At 63.7% G+C, this 17,222-nt stretch carries 13 protein-coding genes; 2 read left to right on the top strand and 11 right to left on the bottom strand.

Features of this window, described 5'->3' with window-relative positions; translation table 11 throughout:
* The first annotated feature begins 80 nt into the window (after positions 1-80).
* Positions 81-326, top strand: a complete 246-nt coding sequence (locus P9236_RS20710) for a YMGG-like glycine zipper-containing protein (RefSeq protein ID WP_027166589.1) — start codon at positions 81-83, stop codon at positions 324-326.
* Between the two features lie 78 nt (positions 327-404).
* On the opposite strand, the gene P9236_RS20705 is transcribed toward P9236_RS20710, so the two are convergent.
* From P9236_RS20705 to xylF, 4 genes are all read right to left on the bottom strand, one after another.
* Entirely contained in the window at positions 405-2,030 is a 1,626-nt protein-coding gene (locus P9236_RS20705; RefSeq protein WP_278076399.1) for a CHASE domain-containing protein, read from the bottom strand.
* Positions 2,031-2,159: 129 nt separating this feature from the next.
* Positions 2,160-2,960: an ATP-binding cassette domain-containing protein gene (locus tag P9236_RS20700; RefSeq protein ID WP_278076357.1), complete on the bottom strand. Its 801-nt coding sequence runs from the start codon at positions 2,958-2,960 to the stop codon at positions 2,160-2,162.
* A gap of 72 nt (positions 2,961-3,032) precedes the next feature.
* Positions 3,033-4,397 (bottom strand): sugar ABC transporter permease, encoded by a 1,365-nt coding sequence (locus tag P9236_RS20695; protein WP_278076355.1) that lies wholly within the window; start codon positions 4,395-4,397, stop codon positions 3,033-3,035.
* Between the two features lie 247 nt (positions 4,398-4,644).
* On the bottom strand, positions 4,645-5,685 hold the full coding sequence (xylF, locus tag P9236_RS20690; RefSeq protein WP_278076353.1) for a D-xylose ABC transporter substrate-binding protein: 1,041 nt from the start codon (positions 5,683-5,685) through the stop codon (positions 4,645-4,647).
* A 359-nt stretch (positions 5,686-6,044) separates the two neighbouring features.
* Here xylF and P9236_RS20685 point away from each other — a divergent pair, with 359 nt between their 5' ends.
* Positions 6,045-7,280, top strand: coding sequence for an ROK family transcriptional regulator (locus P9236_RS20685; protein WP_278076351.1), 1,236 nt, complete (start codon positions 6,045-6,047; stop codon positions 7,278-7,280).
* A gap of 314 nt (positions 7,281-7,594) precedes the next feature.
* Here P9236_RS20685 and phoB read toward each other — a convergent pair whose 3' ends face one another.
* The 7 genes from phoB to P9236_RS20650 form a co-directional block, all read right to left on the bottom strand.
* Positions 7,595-8,284, bottom strand: coding sequence for a phosphate regulon transcriptional regulator PhoB (gene phoB, locus P9236_RS20680; RefSeq protein WP_010911896.1), 690 nt, complete (start codon positions 8,282-8,284; stop codon positions 7,595-7,597).
* A 19-nt stretch (positions 8,285-8,303) separates the two neighbouring features.
* Complete coding sequence (gene phoU / locus P9236_RS20675; protein WP_128088863.1) at positions 8,304-9,011, bottom strand: phosphate signaling complex protein PhoU; 708 nt, start codon at positions 9,009-9,011, stop codon at positions 8,304-8,306.
* 17 nt (positions 9,012-9,028) lie between these two features.
* Positions 9,029-9,832: a phosphate ABC transporter ATP-binding protein PstB gene (gene pstB, locus P9236_RS20670; protein WP_278076349.1), complete on the bottom strand. Its 804-nt coding sequence runs from the start codon at positions 9,830-9,832 to the stop codon at positions 9,029-9,031.
* A complete protein-coding gene (pstA, locus tag P9236_RS20665) occupies positions 9,829-10,680 on the bottom strand; it encodes a phosphate ABC transporter permease PstA (protein WP_278076348.1) in 852 nt (283 codons plus the stop codon). The genes pstB and pstA overlap by 4 nt, the downstream gene beginning before the upstream one ends.
* A gap of 3 nt (positions 10,681-10,683) precedes the next feature.
* Positions 10,684-11,670, bottom strand: a complete 987-nt coding sequence (gene pstC / locus P9236_RS20660; RefSeq protein ID WP_278076346.1) for a phosphate ABC transporter permease subunit PstC — start codon at positions 11,668-11,670, stop codon at positions 10,684-10,686.
* Between the two features lie 65 nt (positions 11,671-11,735).
* The gene (gene pstS, locus P9236_RS20655; RefSeq protein WP_278076345.1) at positions 11,736-12,794 is read right to left on the bottom strand and encodes a phosphate ABC transporter substrate-binding protein PstS; all 1,059 of its coding nucleotides are present in this window, start codon (positions 12,792-12,794) and stop codon (positions 11,736-11,738) included.
* Between the two features lie 649 nt (positions 12,795-13,443).
* Positions 13,444-16,815 carry a response regulator gene (locus P9236_RS20650; protein ID WP_278076344.1) on the bottom strand — a complete coding sequence of 1,124 codons (3,372 nt, stop codon included), beginning with the start codon at positions 16,813-16,815 and terminating at the stop codon, positions 13,444-13,446.
* Between the last annotated feature and the right edge of the window lie 407 nt (positions 16,816-17,222).

Raw genomic sequence — 17,222 nt, 5'->3', positions numbered from 1 at the left:
CGTGCAGGCAAAGCCCGTTTTTTCGTGCTAAATGGCGGCTGGCACTGCCGAAAGTGTGGACAGAAGTGAGGAGCAATTTTATGCGGAAGATGATCATTGCCATGGTTGCCGTGGTCGCCGTCAGCGGCTGCACCACAACCGAGCAGGATGTGGTCGGCGGCGGCCTGATCGGCGCCGGTGTCGGCGGCTTGGTAGGCGGCGGCAAGGGCGCGCTGATCGGCGCGGCTGTCGGCGCCGGATCGGGCCTCCTGGTCCGCAACCTGCGCAACGGTTATTGTCAGTATCGCGATCATCGCGGCCGGATCTACACCGCCCGCTGCAACTAAAATTTTGATTGGAGGCCGGTCTGCCGGCCTCCATTTCTTTGCCTGGGGACATGGCCGCGCGCTGGCATAGCGCGCGGTTCAACCCGTCAGCGGAATCCTTATTTCCACCTTCAGCCCGTCGGCCTTAAAATCGCGCTTGATCGTGCCGCGCAGTTCGCGCGTGACGTTGAGATCGATCAGCTTGGTGCCGAAACCGGTCTTTGCCGGCTCTTCCAGCCGTTTCTGTCCTGCCTCCTGCCAGTTGAGCACCAGCGTCCGTTCCCGGCTGCGCCCTTCGACCGACCACTCGACTTTCAAGGCGCCAACCGAGCTGCCTGCCTCGCCATATTTCAGCGCATTGGTGGCAAGCTCGTGGAAGGTCAAACCGAGCGCCTGCGTGGTCGTCTCGTCAAGCAGCACCTCCGGCCCCGACAAGACGCCTGCCGGGAGCTCCTTGCCGAACACCTGCCCGAGCTCGATGCGCAGGAGGTCGCCAAGATCCGCCTTCTGCCAGCGCGAGCGTGTCAGCATGTCCTGCGAAGCGGCCATCGCCTGCAGACGCGCCGAGAACGATGCCGAGAATTCCTTCACGTCGGTGGCCTGGGAGGCCGTCTGCCGCGCGATCGCCAAAACCCTAGTGATCGAATTCTTGATGCGATGCTTCATCTCCTGCAGGATCAGGTCCTTCTCCAGCAGGCTCTTCTCCGTCGCCTCATGCAACAGCGACTTCGCCTCATAGGCACGCTCCTGATAGCGGGCCACCAGGGCGATCGCCCCGGCAAGCAGCAGGCCGAACAGCCCGAGCATCACCGGAATGGCGCGCGAGGAAGGCAGCGAGAAAGCGCTCGTCGGCCTAAACAGGACGGTCCAGGGTCGGCCGGCGACGACGATATTCCGCCGCGCCACAAGCTTCGCGCCCAGGGACTCGGCCGGCGGCGCTTCCGAACGGAACAAGAGATTGTCGGCATTCGGCTTTCCGTCATAGATCTCGACATTGACCGGCAGCAGCGGCGCCTTGCTGAGCGCCACCTGGAACAAGTCGCGCGCCCGGAAGGCGGCGTAGAGAAAGCCCGCGGTCGAGGAACGGCTGGCATTGATGACGTCCGGCGCCGTTTCCACGTTCAGCCGCACGAAGACCAAGAATCCAGGGAAGGTCTGCTCCTGCCCTTGTCCCTGGCCAAGTTGAACGAGCCCGCTGGCATGCTGCTGGTCGTCGGCCATGGCCTTCTCGATCGCCATCCGCCGCACCGGCTCGCTGAACATGTCGAAGCCGATGATCGACTGACTGGACGTATCGAGCGGCTCGAAAAGCACGATCGGCGTTCGCCATTGCTGCTCGCTGGTGGCCGGATAGACCGGATGGGCCGAACCGTGATCGCGCAGGATGTCGCGCTCGACCGCGGCCTCGTCGCCGGTCTTGGCCAGCTTGAGGAAGCCGATGCCGCGCAGGCCGGCGAAATTGTCGTCGATGTCGAGCGCGGTGAAGAAGGCGTTGAACTCGCCGCGCGTGATGTCGCCGTTGCGGGCGTCGAACAGCGCCTGCGTCGAGCGCAGCAGCGACAGATGCAGGTCGATGCGGCTCTCGATGCGGTTGAGCGCGTCGTCCGCCGTTCCCTCGAACTTGATGCGCGCCGCCTCCTGGGTCGCGAAGTAGGCGAACCCCGCCATTGTCAGGCTGATCAGCGCGACGGCGATGAAAGCGACGATCGGAAAGAGTTTTTTCAACGCAGGGTGCGGCCCGTGATCATTGATCACCTTTATGGGCAAGTCTCCACGCCAACACAATGGCGAGGCCAATCCATCACGGTCGCTGGCACATCAACCAATCGTAAATTAGCCGACTAACTTGTTGCATCATGCTGCGATTTTCAGCGCTCCGGGACCCGGAATGGCGCCCGGCGGGCACTTGCCCAAAATGATCATGCCGAGCACCTCGTCCTGGGTCACGTCGCCGGTGCGCGCCGTGCCGACGACCTGGCCGTTCTTCATCACGCAGACCCTGTCTGCCAGCTCGAACACGTCATGGATGTCGTGGCTGATCAGGAAGATGCCGATGCCGTCTGCCTTGAGCTGCCGCACCAGTTCGCCGACCTGGGCCGTCTCCTGGGGACCAAGCGCGGCTGTCGGCTCGTCCATGATCAGGATGCGGGCGTTGAACAGGATTGCGCGGGCGATCGCCACCGACTGCCTCTGTCCGCCAGACAGCTTGATCACAGGCTCCTTGAAGCGCTGGAAACGCGGATTGAGCCGTCCCATCACCTTGCGCGCCTCGGCCTCCATGGCGACGTCGTCGAGCGTGCCCCAGGCGGTCATCAGTTCGCGGCCGAGGAAAAGATTGGCGGCGGCGTCGACATTGTCGGCAAGAGCCAGCGTCTGGTAGATCGTCTCGATACCGTATTTCTTTGCATCGCGCGGATTGGAGATCGATGCGTCTTCGCCGTTGACGAAGATTTGCCCGGCATCGCGCTTGTAGGCGCCGGACAGGATCTTGATCAGCGTCGACTTGCCCGCGCCGTTGTGGCCAAGCAGCGCCACCACTTCGCCGGGGAAGAGATCGATGGAGGCGTCGTCGACGGCGCGGATACCGCCGAAGGCGATCGAAATGTTGCGCATGTCGACCAGCGGGACGCCGGCGGAAGCATTCTTGTCTGGCATGGTCTCCTCCCTAGTTGTAACCTTTGAGCATGATAATTTCCGCAAACCGGTTTCCACTTTGCGGGATCATGCTCAGACGCGCTTGCGGTAGATGGTGTCGAGCCAAACCGCGACAACCAGCACGGCGCCAACGACGATGCTTTGCAGCGGCGAGTCGACGCCGAGCAGCACCATGCCGGACTGCAGCGACTGCATCAAAAGCGCGCCCAGCATGGCGCCGAGCACGGTTCCCGAGCCGCCGGCGAGCGAGGTGCCGCCGATCACAGCCGCGGCGATGACCAGGAGCTCGTCCAGGGTGCCCAGCGCATTGGTCGACGAATTCTGCCTGGCCGACGAGATCGCCGCCGCGATCGTTGCCAGCACGCCCATGATCATGAACACCTTCATGGTGATCCAGCGGGTGTTGATGCCGGCAAGGTTCGCCGCTTCCGGATTGCCGCCGATGGCGAAGACATAACGGCCGAAGCGGGTGCGCTTGGTGATAAAGGTCATGATCAGGCCGACCGCGACCGCCATCAGCACCGGAATGGCGATACCATGGGCAATGAACAACCCGCCCTCGGGAACGGTGATGTTGTTGGCGGCGGCGTGTCGGTTCACGATGCCGACCGGCCAGGGATAGGAATTGGCCAGCCACACCGCGCCCATGATGATCGCGCAGGCGACCGCGCCGAGCAGCGTCTCGGCCCAGATCGGCCGGAGCGGGAAACGGAAGCGCTTGCGCTGCACCCGGCCGTGGAACAGCGCAAACACCACCGCCAGGCAGGCGACGACGCCCACCACCCAGCTCCATCTGGCGCCGATCGAGCCGGCCGGCCCGCCACCCATCAGCTGGTAGGTGGCGTCGAGCGGCGCGACCGTCTGGCCGCTGGTGACCCACCAGGCGGCGCCGCGCCACACCAGCAGCCCGCCCAGTGTCACGATGAAGGCCGGCACCTCGAGATAGGCGATGACGAAGCCCTGGAACGCCCCGATCAGCAGACCGAGCGCCAGGCCGATGGCCAGCGCCAGCACCCAGATCCACGGATTGCCGAGCTCGAGCCCAACCATCCGCACCAGGAAATGCACCTGGGCAAAGCCCATGACCATGCCGATCAGCCCCTCGGCCGAGCCGACGGAGAGGTCGATGTTGCGCATGACGATGACCAGCACCATGCCGGAGGCCATGATGGCCACGGCCGAGGTCTGCACCGACAGGTTCCACAGATTGCGCGGCGTAAGGAACGTGCGGCTGTCGAAATCGAGCGGATTGACGCCGAGCCGCAGGCTCGAAATGACGTGCAGGCCGATCCAGATGATCAGAAGCGCGCCGACCATGCCGAGCATACGGGTGTCGAGTTCGGTCGCCTTGAGGAAACGGCCGATCGCGCTGAGTTCGGAAGCACGTGCGCGATCCGCGGCCGGGTTGGCCGGCGTATCAGAGGTCGTATCGGTCATGATATCCTCCCACCGGCTGCCGTCTGGCGCGGATGCCGGACCACGATGCTAGAGCAATTCGAGCGAAAGTGTGTACCGCTTTCCGTTCGGAATTGCGTGGAAACGAACCGTTGGGAGCGGCTTGGCGATCTTACTGGACGCTGAACTGCTCCATTCGCTTTCCCGGCTCTATTCGAGCGAGAAGCTCTTTGGCAAACGCCGCGGCTTTCCGGCCGCGGCGTTTGCTTTGGACCGTCTTAGGCCCGGTTCAATTGCAGACTGCGACCGCGCCAGCCGCGACGCCGGCGCAGACTTCGTCCTTCTTGATCCAGCCCGCGTCGATGACGATGTTGAGATTGTCCTTGGTGATGGCAATCGGGGTCAGGAACAGCGACTTGACGGTGTTGCCGCCAGGCGTGGTGAAGTCCTTGGCGCCGGCGATGTCGCCCATCTTCTTGCCGTCGGCGAGCTGCGAGGCGATCTCGGCGGCGTTCTTGCCGAGCTCGCGCGCGTCTTTCCACACCGACACGGTCTGCGTGCCGAGCGCGATGCGGTTGAGCGCCGCGTGGTCGCCGTCCTGGCCCGAGACCGGAACGGTGCCGGCCAGACCCTGAGCCGTCAGCGCCGCGACGACGCCCCCGGCAGTGCCGTCATTGGCCGCCACGACCGCATCGACCTTGTTGTCGTTGGCGGTCAGAAACTGCTCCATGTTCTTCTGTGCGTTGGCAGGCAGCCAGCCGTCCGTATAGGCTTCGCCGACATTCTTGATCTTGCCGCTGTCGATGGCTTCCTTCAGCACTTCCATCGAGCCCGCGAACAGGAAATCCGCATTCGGATCGGCACCCGAGCCCTTGATGAAGACGTAGTTGCCTTCAGGCTTGGCCTTGAACACCTCGCGGGCCTGCATGCGGCCGACTTCCTTGTTGTCGAAGGTCAGGTAGAACACGTCCTTGTTCTCGATCAGGCGGTCGTAGCCGACCACCGGAATGCCTTCGTCGAGCGCCTTCTGCACCGCCGGGCCGATCGCCGAGGCATCCTGCGCCAGGATGATCAACGCGTTTGCGCCCTGCGAGATCAGGCTTTCGACGTCGGTCAGCTGCTTGCCCGGATTGGACTGCGCGTCGGCCGAAATGTATTTGTCGCCGGCGGCCTCGATGGCTTTCTTCATTGCCGCTTCGTCGGTCTTCCAGCGCTCTTCCTGAAAATTCGACCACGAAACGCCGATCACCTTGTCCTTCGCCTCTGCGACCGACGCCAGCGTCAACGACATGGCGACACCCGCCAGCATGGCGGTTGCGAATCTCTTCATGATTTCCTCCCTGCGCCATCGCGGCGCTACCCAGACTGGCCCGAAGGCCGGCACAGAGGCTTTTTTTCGAGCCTCGAAAAAATACTGATCCAACGCCGAAGCGCTGTCAACTGCGATTCTGATGGTTTTTGAGGTGCCGCGAACTTTTTTTCGAGGCCCGCAATAAATAATGACAGCCCCGTCCGCTTCTGCCACTATTCCAAAACAGTTGCACAGAAGCGCGGAAGCGTTGCCCCGTTGGAACTGAATGAAACAAAAAATCCAGAGCGGTTCGGTGGTGCATCCGCGACTGAACCGATCTGGCGCGTCGCCGACGGCCCATGCATTATCAAGAGGCCGCGCTGACCGGGAGGAGAAAAATGTCGGTCGGGATCCGCCATGACGACCTGCGCCGGCGCAACCGCGCCATGGTGCTCTCGGCCGTGCGCCGCGCCGGCCAGCCGTCGCGCACGGAGATCGCCGCGACCACGGGGCTTAGCCACTCGACCATTTCGGCAATTTCCTCGGACCTGATCCAGGAAGGCATCCTGGCCGAGAGCAAGCCGAGCGAGGCGGCATCGCTTAAGCGCGGCCGGCCGCAGGTCGGCCTCGCCCTCAATCCCGAGGCGGCCGCGGTGGTGACGGTGGTGCTGTCGCTGAATTTCCTTTCCGTCGCCGTCATCGACTATGCCGGGCAGGTCATCGCCGAGGAGCAACGGCGCCTCGATACGCTGACCATGCCGCGCGACGAGCTGATCGGCGAATGTGTGGCGATCGTCCGGCGCCGGCTGAAAGATCCCGACCTCGATGTCGGCAGCGTTGCCCGCATCGCCATGGGTATCCAAGGCATCACCGATTCCCATGCGCGGGCAATGCTGTGGTCGCCGATCACGCCTTTGACCGACATTCCTTTCGCCAACATCCTGGAAAAGGAATTCGGCATCCCGGCCACCATGGAAAACGACTGCAACATGATGGCGGTGGCGCTGCAATGGCGAGACCCCAACCGCTATCGCGACAACTTCATAGCCATCCTGCTCTCGCACGGCATCGGCATGGGCCTGGTGCTGAAGGGCGAGCTGTTCACCGGCACGCATTCTTCCGGAGGCGAGTTCGGCCATATGATCCATCGTCCGGGCGGCGCGCTCTGCCGTTGCGGACGCCGCGGCTGCGTCGAGGCCTATGCCGGCAACTACGCCATCTGGCGCAGCGCCATGAAGATGAGCGAGGACGCCGAGCCGGTCGATGTCGGCGACGCCGACATGCGGGCGCTTGCCGCCAAGGCGCGCGAGAAGGACGGCCCGGAGCGCGAGGCATACCGCCGGGCGGGCGAGGCGCTGGGCTTCGGCCTGGGCAGCTTGTTCGCGCTGATCGACCCGGCGCCGGTCGCCATGGTCGGCGTCAGCGCCGCCGCTTTCGACCTGATCGAGCCGTCGCTGCGCGAGGCCATCGCCCAAACCGCCGGTGGCCAGCACTCGGAATCGATCTCCTTCGACACCGAGCCGAACGAATTGCCGCTGATCCGCGAGGGCTGCGCCATGCGCGCGCTGACCTTCGTCGACCAGGAGATTTTCGCGCCGGGCGTGCAGACAAGAGCGGGCAAGCACGTCGCCTGAACAGCTTTGAAGTGATCGTGTCCTGCTAGACGTCGGAGATTTGCGAAGGTCCCGAAGCTTCGTCATACCAGGGCGAAGCAGGAGCGAAGCTCCGTCGCGAAGACCTTGGAATCCGTGCCGTTACCTCGGACGCAGGGCGCAGCGGAACGGAATTCTGCACCGTAGTGGCGCGTCGACGTCACGGAATGGATCCTCGGGTCTGCGCTGCGTCGCTTCGCTCCTTGCTCCGCCCGTGGATGACGAAGTCAGAAGCGTCTGAGCCAATCGCCGGCGCATACGATCGGATTCAACCTGTTACCGCCTCCACAGGAAGACTAATCCTCGCGGATCGCGTACCCCGCCCCGCGTATGGTGCGGATGACATCGGGCATGCGGCCGTTGTTGACGGCCTTGCGCAGGCGCCCGACATGCACGTCGACCGTGCGCTCGTCGATATAGATCGTCTCGCCCCAGACGTTGTCGAGCAACTGGCTGCGCGAGAACACCCGGCCGGGGTGCCGCATCATGAACTCGAGCAGCCGGAACTCGGTCGGGCCAAGCCTGATCTCGCTCTTCTTGCGGTAGACGCGGTGCGATTCACGGTCGAGCACGATGTCGCCGACCTTGAGCACGCTCGAAAGCACCTCCGGCTTGGCGCGGCGCAACAGCGCCTTGACCCTGGCCATGAATTCAGGCGTCGAGAACGGCTTGACCAGATAGTCGTCGGCGCCCGTCGAGAGGCCGCGCACCCTGTCGCTTTCCTCGCCGCGCGCCGTCAGCATGATGATCGGCAGCCGTTCGGTCTCGGGCCGCATCCTGAGGCGCCGGCAAAGCTCGATGCCGGAAACCGCCGGCACCATCCAGTCGAGCACCAGGAGATCGGGCACGTTCTCCTGCAGGCGGATTTCGGCTTCGTCGCCGCGGGTGACCACCTCGACCTGATAGCCTTCGGATTCGAGGTTGTAGCGGAGCAACACCCCCAGCGGCTCCTCGTCCTCCACCACCATGATACGTGGCGCGATCATTTAGCAGGTACCTTCGCTGTCAGGCCGCCGGCGCCGACATCGCCGTCTCGTCCTGCTTCGGACGGTTCGCGGGCAATTGGGTGCCGGTCAGCACATAATAGGCGTTCTCGGCGATGTTGGTGACGTGGTCGCCGATGCGCTCCAGATTCTTGGCGCAGAACAGGAGATGCGTGCAGGCCGTGATGTTGCGCGGATCCTCCATCATGTAGGTCAGAAGCTCGCGGAAGACGGAGGTGTATTTGACGTCGATGCGCTCGTCGTCGTTCCGGAGCTTGGCGAGCGCCGTGGCGTCGCCCGCCGTGTACTCCTCGATCACGCCCTGGACCTGGATCAGCACCAGCTGCGCCATCGAGTCGATGGAGTGCGACAGGTCGCGCGGCGCGGCGCTGACGCCGACGGAGCCGACGCGCTTGGCGATGTTCTTGGCGAGGTCGCCGATGCGCTCGAGGTCGCCGGCCATGCGGATGGCGCCGACCACACTGCGCAGGTCGTCGGCCATCGGCTGGCGCTTGGCGATCAACGTGATAGCGCGATCGTCGAGCTCGCGCTGCCGTGCGTCCATGATGGCGTCGTCGGAAACCACGCGCTGCGCCAGCGCGTTGTCGGAATTGAGCAGGGCCTTGGTCGACGCGCCGACCATCGAGCCGGCGAGATCGCCCATATCACGGATAAGCTGGCTGATCTGCCTCAGATCCTCGTCGAAGGAAGCGACCGTATGGGCCATGATTATGTCCTCGTATGAACTCAGCCGAAGCGGCCGGTGATATAGTCCTGCGTGCGCTTCTCGCGAGGCGAGGTGAAGATCTTCTCCGTCCGGTCGAACTCGACCAGCTCGCCGAGATACATGAACGCCGTCTGCCGCGACACGCGCGCCGCCTGCTGCATGTTGTGGGTGACGATCACGATCGTGTAGTCGGCCTGCAGCTCGTCGATCAGCTCTTCGATCTTGGCGGTCGACAGCGGGTCGAGCGCCGAGGCCGGCTCGTCGAGCAGGATGACCTCCGGCTTCACCGCCACGGTGCGGGCGATGCAAAGCCGCTGCTGCTGACCACCGGAAAGGCTCTGGCCGCTGGCGTTGAGCTTGTCCTTGACCTCGCTCCAGAGCGCCGCGCGCTTCAGCGCCGATTCGACGCGGTTGTCCATTTCGGCCTTGCTGATCTTCTCGTACAGCCTGACGCCGAAGGCAATGTTCTCGTAGATCGACATCGGGAACGGCGTCGGCTTCTGGAACACCATGCCGATCTTGGTCCTGAGCAGGTTGAGGTCCTGCGAGCGGTCGAGAATGTTCTTGCCGTCGAGCAGCACCTGGCCTTCCGCGCTCTGCTTCGGGTAAAGCTCGTAGATGCGGTTCAGCACGCGCAGCAGCGTCGACTTCCCGCAGCCCGACGGCCCGATGAAGGCGGTGACGCTGCGCTCGGGCAGCGACAGGTTGATGTCCTTCAGCGCCTTCGACTGGCCATAGTAGAAGTTGAGGTTCTTGACCTCGATCTTGGCCTTCTCGACGGCCGTGTCGGCTACGTTAAGGTCGGTGGACAACATAGGTTTCATCTGTCCTCTCTGCGTCCGGTAAGGCTGCGGGCGAAGATGCTCAGCCCGAGAACCGTCAGGGTGATTATGAGCGCGCCCGTCCAGGCCAGCTGCTGCCATTCCTCATAGGGACTTAGGGCGAACTGGAAGATGGTCACCGGAAGACTGGCCATCGGAGCGTTGAGATTGCTCGACCAGAACTGGTTGTTAAGCGCGGTGAAGAGCAGGGGCGCCGTCTCGCCGGAAATGCGGGCGATCGCCAGCAATATGCCGGTGACGATGCCGGAAAGCGCCGCGCGATAGGCGACCGAACGGATCACCACCCAGCGCGGCGCGCCGATGGCGGTGCCGGCTTCGCGCAAGGCGTTGGGCACCAGGTTGAGCATGTCCTCGGTGGTGCGCACCACGACGGGGATCACAAGGATGGACAGCGCGACCGCGCCGGCGATCGCCGAGAAATGGCCCATCGGCCGCACCATCAGCTCATAGACGAACAGGCCGACGATGATGGACGGCGCCGACAGCAGAATGTCGTTGATGAAACGCACCACCGTGGTGAGCCGCGAGAAGCGCCCGTACTCCGCCATATAGGTCCCGGCGAGCACACCGATCGGCGTGCCGACGACGATGCCGATGATGGTCATGATGATGCTGCCGTAGATGGCGTTGAGCAGGCCGCCGGCATCGCCGGGCGGTGGCGTCATCTCGGTAAAGACCACCAGCGAAACGCCGGACAGGCCTTTGTAGATCAGCGCACCGAGGATCAGCGCCAGCCAGGCAAGGCCGATGCCCGCGGCGATGACGCACAGCGCCATCATCACGCCGTTCTTGCGCTTGCGTCTCTGGTGAAGCGACATGGCTACCGACATCGGTCATGCTCCCGTGCGGCTATCGATGCGCAACAGCATGTAGCGCGCGATGGCGAGGATGATGAAGGTGATGATGAACAGGATCAGGCCGAGCGCCACCAGCGAGGACGTATAAAGCTCGCCGTCCGCCTCGGTGAATTCGTTGGCGATGGTCGCCGAGATCGTCGTGCCTGGCGCAAACAGCGAGGCGCTGATGCGATGCGCGTTGCCGATGACGAAGGTGACGGCCATCGTCTCGCCGAGTGCGCGGCCGAGGCCGAGCATGACGCCGCCCATGATGCCGACGCGCGTGTAGGGGATGACCACGCGCCGCGTCACTTCCCAGGTCGTGCAGCCGATGCCGTAAGCCGATTCCTTGAGCACCGCAGGCACCGTGTCGAACACGTCCTTGGTGATCGAGGTGATGAACGGCAGCACCATGATGGCAAGGATGAGCGACGACGTCAAAAGGCCGATGCCGTAGGGCGGGCCGGCAAACAGGCTGGAGAGCCCCGGTATGCCGTGAAAAATGTCGATGATGAAGGGCTGCACCGTCGTCTGCAGGAACGGCGCGAACACGAACAGGCCCCAGATGCCGTAGATGATCGAGGGAATGCCGGCGAGCAGCTCGACTGCGATTCCGATCGGACGCCTGAGCGGGCGCGGGCAAAGCTCGGTCAGGAAGACGGCGATGCCGATGCCGATCGGTACGGCAATGATGATGGCGATCGCCGACGTGACGATGGTGCCGTAGATTGGCGCAAGGGCGCCGAAATTTTCGGTGACCGGGTTCCACGCCTCCGTAGTCAGAAAGGATACGCCGAACTTCGACAGCGCTTCCCATGAGCCGGCAAACAATGAAATCGCGACGCCGCCGAGGATAACCAGGACGAGGATCGCGGCAAGACGCGTGGCCGTCCGGAAGATCGTGTCGGTCAGCGCAAAGCGCCGCACCGTCGCTTCTCTGGTCCGCATGGCAGACGATGTCACGGCTTCGGAAACGGCACTCATCGAGCCCCTCGCATTTCAAAAGGTAGACAGGAGGGCGCCGGAAGCGCCCTCCTCGATTCCGGTAATTACATCCCCGAGTAGAGCGGCTTGCCGTTGCTGTCGACGATGTCCTTGCCCCACATTTCCTCGACGCTCTTCACGACCTTGTCGGGCATCGGAACGTAGTCGAGCTCGGCGGCCATCTTGTCGCCCTTGGCATAAGACCAGGCGAAGAACTTGAGCGCTTCGGTCGTGGCCGCCGCGTCGTCGGGCTTCTGGTAGACCAGGATCCAGGTCGCTGCTGTCATCGGCCATGACTCCGCGCCCGGCTGGTTGGCGAGGATGACGCCATAGCCCGGCTGCGAGCTCCAGTCGGCGTTGGCCGCGGCGGCCGAGAACGCCTTCCCGGTCGGCGCGACCTTCTTGCCGTCCTTGTTGACCATGTCGGCATAGGTGAGCTTGTTCTGCTTGGCATAGGCGTATTCGACATAGCCGATGGCACCGCCGGTCTGCGAGACGTTGTTGGCAACGCCTTCATTGCCCTTGGCGCCGATGCCCACCGGCCACTCAACTGCCTTGTCGACACCGACCTTTGCCTTCCAGTCGGCGCTCACGTCGCCGAGATAGTATGTGAAGTTGAACGTGGTGCCCGAGCCGTCGGAACGGTGGACGACCGCAATCGCCTGGTCGGGCAGCTTGATCTTGGGGTTGAGCTTCTTGATCGCCGCGTCGTTCCAGTTGGTGATCTTGCCCATGAAGATGTCGGCCAGCGTCGGGCCATCCAGAACCAACTCGCCCGGCTTGACGCCTTCGAGGTTGACGACTGGAACGATGCCGCCCATCACCATCGGGAACTGTGCAAGGCCGGTCGACTTGAGATCGTCGCCGCCGAGCGGCGCATCGGAAGCGCCGAAGGTCACGGTCTTGGCTTTGATCTGCTTGATGCCGCCGCCGGAACCGATCGACTGATAGTTGAGGCCGATGCCGGTTTCCTTTTTGTAGGCGTCGGCCCACTTGGCATAGATCGGATAGGGGAAGGTGGCGCCGGCACCCGAGATGTCCGCAGCCCAAGCGGCGGACAAGGTGAGCGTGGACGCCGTAGCCATTGCAATCGCAACGGCCGCCGAGCGGATGAAATGTCTCATGTGGCCTGCTCCTGTTCGGAATATGGTCTCTTGGCACCGCCTTCTGACGGCGCCCGGTGAGCGCAATAGCCCTCGATTATTACAGTTGGATGACAGTTTCGTGTCAGCCGCGTAACGACTGATTGGACGAATTTAAGAGGAGTTCCGGCTCGCTTCGCGGACCAGTCGGAGTTTGCCGCCGGAATCAGTAACTTGTCTGACCTTTGAAACAAAAATTATCCCGGCGGCCTAAATATCGGCCGCCGGGAAATAAAATCCGGACGAGAGCGCGTTGCCGAATGCCAGAGCGGATCATGGCATAGCCATCGCCGAAAACAGGTCCGTTGGGGTAGAGTCGACGCTGTTCCTTGCCGGCGGTCGCTGCTCCCGCCCGTAACCGAGGGGCGGAATCGACAAGGGCTATTGTCTTGGCTTGGCCTCCGCTTTGGTATGGTGCGATCACACCATACGTCCGCGTCAAGCGATCAGACGGCCCGCTGACGGAAGCGCGCCGGCGGTCGACCGGGTAGAAAAAGTCCAGCCGCCGCGCATTTTTCCTGGATTTGCTTTTAGAGCAGTTCCAGGAAAAGTATGAGCGGTTTTTCGCCCGGAATTGCGTAAAAACAAAGAGTTAGAGCGGTTCGGCGGTTCCGTGAAACGATGAACCGATCTAGCCGGCGCTGCGGCGGACCTCGGCGCCGGGACCGAGCCATCTTTCGAGCTTCTCGAGCAGCGCCTTCGGGCTTATCGGCTTCGGCAGGTAATCATCCATGCCGGCTTCCAGGCAGCGTTCGCGGTCCCCTTTCAGCGCGTGCGCGGTGACGCCGACGATCGGCACATGTGTGCCCGTCTCCCCTTCAAGCTTGCGGATGGCCGCGGTCGCCTCCAGACCGCTCATCTCCGGCATCGACACATCCATGAGGACCATGCGCGGGTTGAGCTTGCCGAAAGCGTCGAGCGCCTTGCGGCCGTTGGCGACGATCTCGAAATGATAACCGGTTTCGCCAAGGATCTGCGTGAACACCAGCTGGTTCACCTCGTTGTCCTCGGCGACGAGTATGTCGAGCCCGCTCTCCACGCCGGCCGGGCGCGGACGGGCCCGCGCCGGTGGTGGCTGCAGCAGCACGCGATCCGACGCCGTCGCTTGTGCCGTCGACGCCGGCGGCGCGCCGGGTGCCGATCCGACGCCGCCGGCCAAAGGCGCGTGGATGGCCGTCGTGCTGTGGCGATGGCGCTGGATGGTGGCGACCAGCGTCTCCAAGAGGATGGAGGAGCGCGCCGGCTTGATGAGCTGCGCATCGATGCCGAGATCGCGGTAGGCGGCGCTGGCGAGCGACTGGTCGACCGAGGTCAGCATGATGATCGGTGTGTGGGCGAGGCCGGCGGTGTTGCGCACGATGCGCGCCATTTCGGCGCCGGTCATGCCCGGCATCTGGTAGTCGAGCACGACGCAATCGACGGCCACGCCGTAGGCGGCGGCGGCAATCAGCACCTTCAGTCCCTCGGCGCCGCTTTCCGCCGCGCAGGAATCGAAGGTCCACGAGGCCATCTGCTCGCTGAGGATCGACCGGTTGACGGCATTGTCGTCGACGATCAGCACGCGCGCGCCGGTCACGTCGACCGGCATGATCCGCTGCCCGCTTTGCGCGGCCCGCGGCAGCGTCACGGTGAACCAGAAGGTCGAGCCCTTGCCCTCGGCGCTGTCGACGCCGATCTCGCCGCCCATCAGCTCGACCAGCCGCGAGGTGATGGCAAGGCCGAGGCCGGTGCCCTCGTGCCGTCTTGTCGAGGAGGTGTCGACCTGGCTGAATTTCTCGAACACCAGCTTCAGCTTGTCCTCGGGAATGCCGATGCCCGTATCGGTGATCGAGATGGTGAGCCTGGTGCCGGCCGGAACCCGCTCGCCGGTGACGTCGACCAGCACGTGGCCCTCGTCGGTGAATTTCACCGCGTTGCCGAGCAGGTTGGTGACGATCTGCCTGAGGCGGCCGACATCGCCGACGAACTGCCCGTCGAGCCCAGGCTGGACGCGGACGATGAGCTCGAGATCCTTCTCCTTGGCGCGCGTCGAAACCAGCGTCGCCACATCCTCGATCGCCTCGGCGAGATTGAAGGGCGCCGGGTCCAGCACGAGCTGGCCGGCGTCGATCTTGGAGAAGTCGAGGATGTCGTTGATGATGGTGAGCAGGGCGTTGCCGGATTTGACGATGATGTCGGTGAACGTCTTTTGCTTCGAATCGAGGTCCGATTTGGCGAGCAGTTCGGCCATGCCGAGCACGCCGTTCATCGGCGTGCGGATTTCGTGGCTCATATTGGCCAGGAACTCCGACTTGGCACGATCGGCGAGCACGGCACGCTGGCGTGCCTCTCTGAGCTCCGCCTCGCGCTGTTTCAGTTCCGTTATGTCCGTGGTCGACCCGATCAGATAGAGCGAGCCGTCGGACGCGATCATCGCGCCCTTGCGCGCGAACTGGTGGCGCACGCTGCCGTCGGGCAGCGTCACCTTCTCCTCGATCTCCTGCGTCTCTCCGGTACGCAGCACCGCGAGGTCGCCCGCCACGAAGGCCTCGCCGTCGGCGCCGAATATCTCGACATCGGTCTTGCCGATCGCCTCTTCCTTGCTGAAGCCGGTGAGGTCGCACCAGCCCTTGTTGACGTAGAATTGCCTCAGATCCGAGCGCTTGGCGTAGATCGACACGGGCACGTTGTCGATGAGGCTGCGGAACACCTCGTTCTCGCGCATGCTTTCCTTGAGCGCTCGCTCGCGCGCCTTGACGTCGGTGATGTCGGTGCTGGAGCCGACCAGATGCACCGACCCGTCGATGGCGACGAGGCGGCTCTTGCGCGTCATCAGCTGCCGCACCGTGCCGTCGCGATGAGTGACGGGTTCCTCCACCTCGCGCCCCTTGCCGGTGGCGACGACCTCGGTGTCGTCGTGGCTATAGCTTTCAGCGTCCTCGGCGCCGAAAAGCTGGCGGTCCGTCTTGCCGATGACGTCTTCCTTGGGAATGCCGGTCAGCGCGCACCAGGCCTTGTTGACGAACTCGATCGAGAGATCCTCGGCCTTGATGAAGGCGGCCACCGGCAGTTCGTCCATCACATGCCGGTAGAGATCGATCTGCTGCATCGAGTCGCGCAGCGCCTTCTCGCGGGTCTTGATGCCGGTGATGTCGACGCGCACGCCGATGAACGTGCCGTCGTCGGTGCGCATGTCGTATACCTGGTACCAGCGCCCGTCGGGATTGAGGCGCTCGTAGGACGAATTGGGCAAACGGTAGCGCCTGAGCATCGCGTCGAGCCAGCGTTCGGTATCGACGCCGTAGAGGCTGTCGATCTCACTGTCGCCGCTCGACCGGAAATAGCCCACGGAATGGCCGAGCGCCAATGCCTCGCGAAAGGTGCGGCCTGGCTGCCAGGCCGGCTTCAGAGCCGGTAGCGTATCCTGCAGCTTGCGATTGGCGAAGACGAACCGGTCGTCGCGGTCATAGATGATGACGCCGGCCGGCAGCGACTCCAGCACGGTTGCGAGGTTCTTGCGCGCATCCTCGGCCTCGGTCTCGCGATGCTTCATGTCGGCGATGTCGACATAGGAGATCAATCGCTTGCCGCCGGCAAGCGGAGCCAAGGAAGCGACCAGCGTGCGGCCGTCATTGCGCGGCAGCTGCCTGGAGCCGGCAACGCCCGCCCGGATTTCCGCCTCGCGCTCGGCGATGTGGCGCTGCCAGGTGGCTTGGTCGGCCCCGTAGGGGTCGGCGTCGCGGCTCGCTTCCATCAGCTCGCGGAAGCCGCAGCCGACCGCGGCGCGAAGCGGATCGATCTGCCAGAAATCATAGAAGGCGCGGTTGATGATCTCCGCCCTGAGATCGGCATTGAGGACGATGACGCCGATCGGCATCGAATCGACCATCAGGCGAAGATTGGTAAGCGCTTCCGAAGCCCCTGCCGCGTGCTGCGTTGCGGCGAATATCTCGTTTCCGACCGCAATCGTCCTTTGAAAATCACGCGCGTCGCCCGCCCCGACCGTCCCGTCCGAATCCGCCATTCCTACCCCCAAGGCCGAACCTCGCCAGTTCGTCGGCGGAATGTGCCCGACAAGCATTAACGATCCGCTAACCTTACCGATTCGCGACCGAACACGCCCGGTGCCGTTAGCGCGTGTCGCCCAAAACCATGCGGCGGCTTCGAGCGACATGCGCGAAACAAAACCAAAGCGCGTCGCCTCACTCCGTTTCAGGGCGACGCACCTCGGTAGGACGCTGGTCCCATGCCTGATGCGGTAATCCGTCCATTGGCGGACCCACCGCTGCCGGGCTATAAAATCGGTGGGGGTATTGCTGATGCTTGGTCGAATGCTGACTTTTGTTCTCTGCCCGGCGCTGCTGGCGGCAAGCGGTTGCACGCGCAGCGACGACGGCACGGTTATCATTCCAAGCCGGATGGACGTCAGGC

This window comes from Mesorhizobium sp. WSM4884, from assembly GCF_029625675.1.
GTDB lineage: Bacteria > Pseudomonadota > Alphaproteobacteria > Rhizobiales > Rhizobiaceae > Mesorhizobium.
Note: the sequence above shows the minus strand (reverse complement) of the source record. Positions and strands in the feature narration are given on the sequence as shown.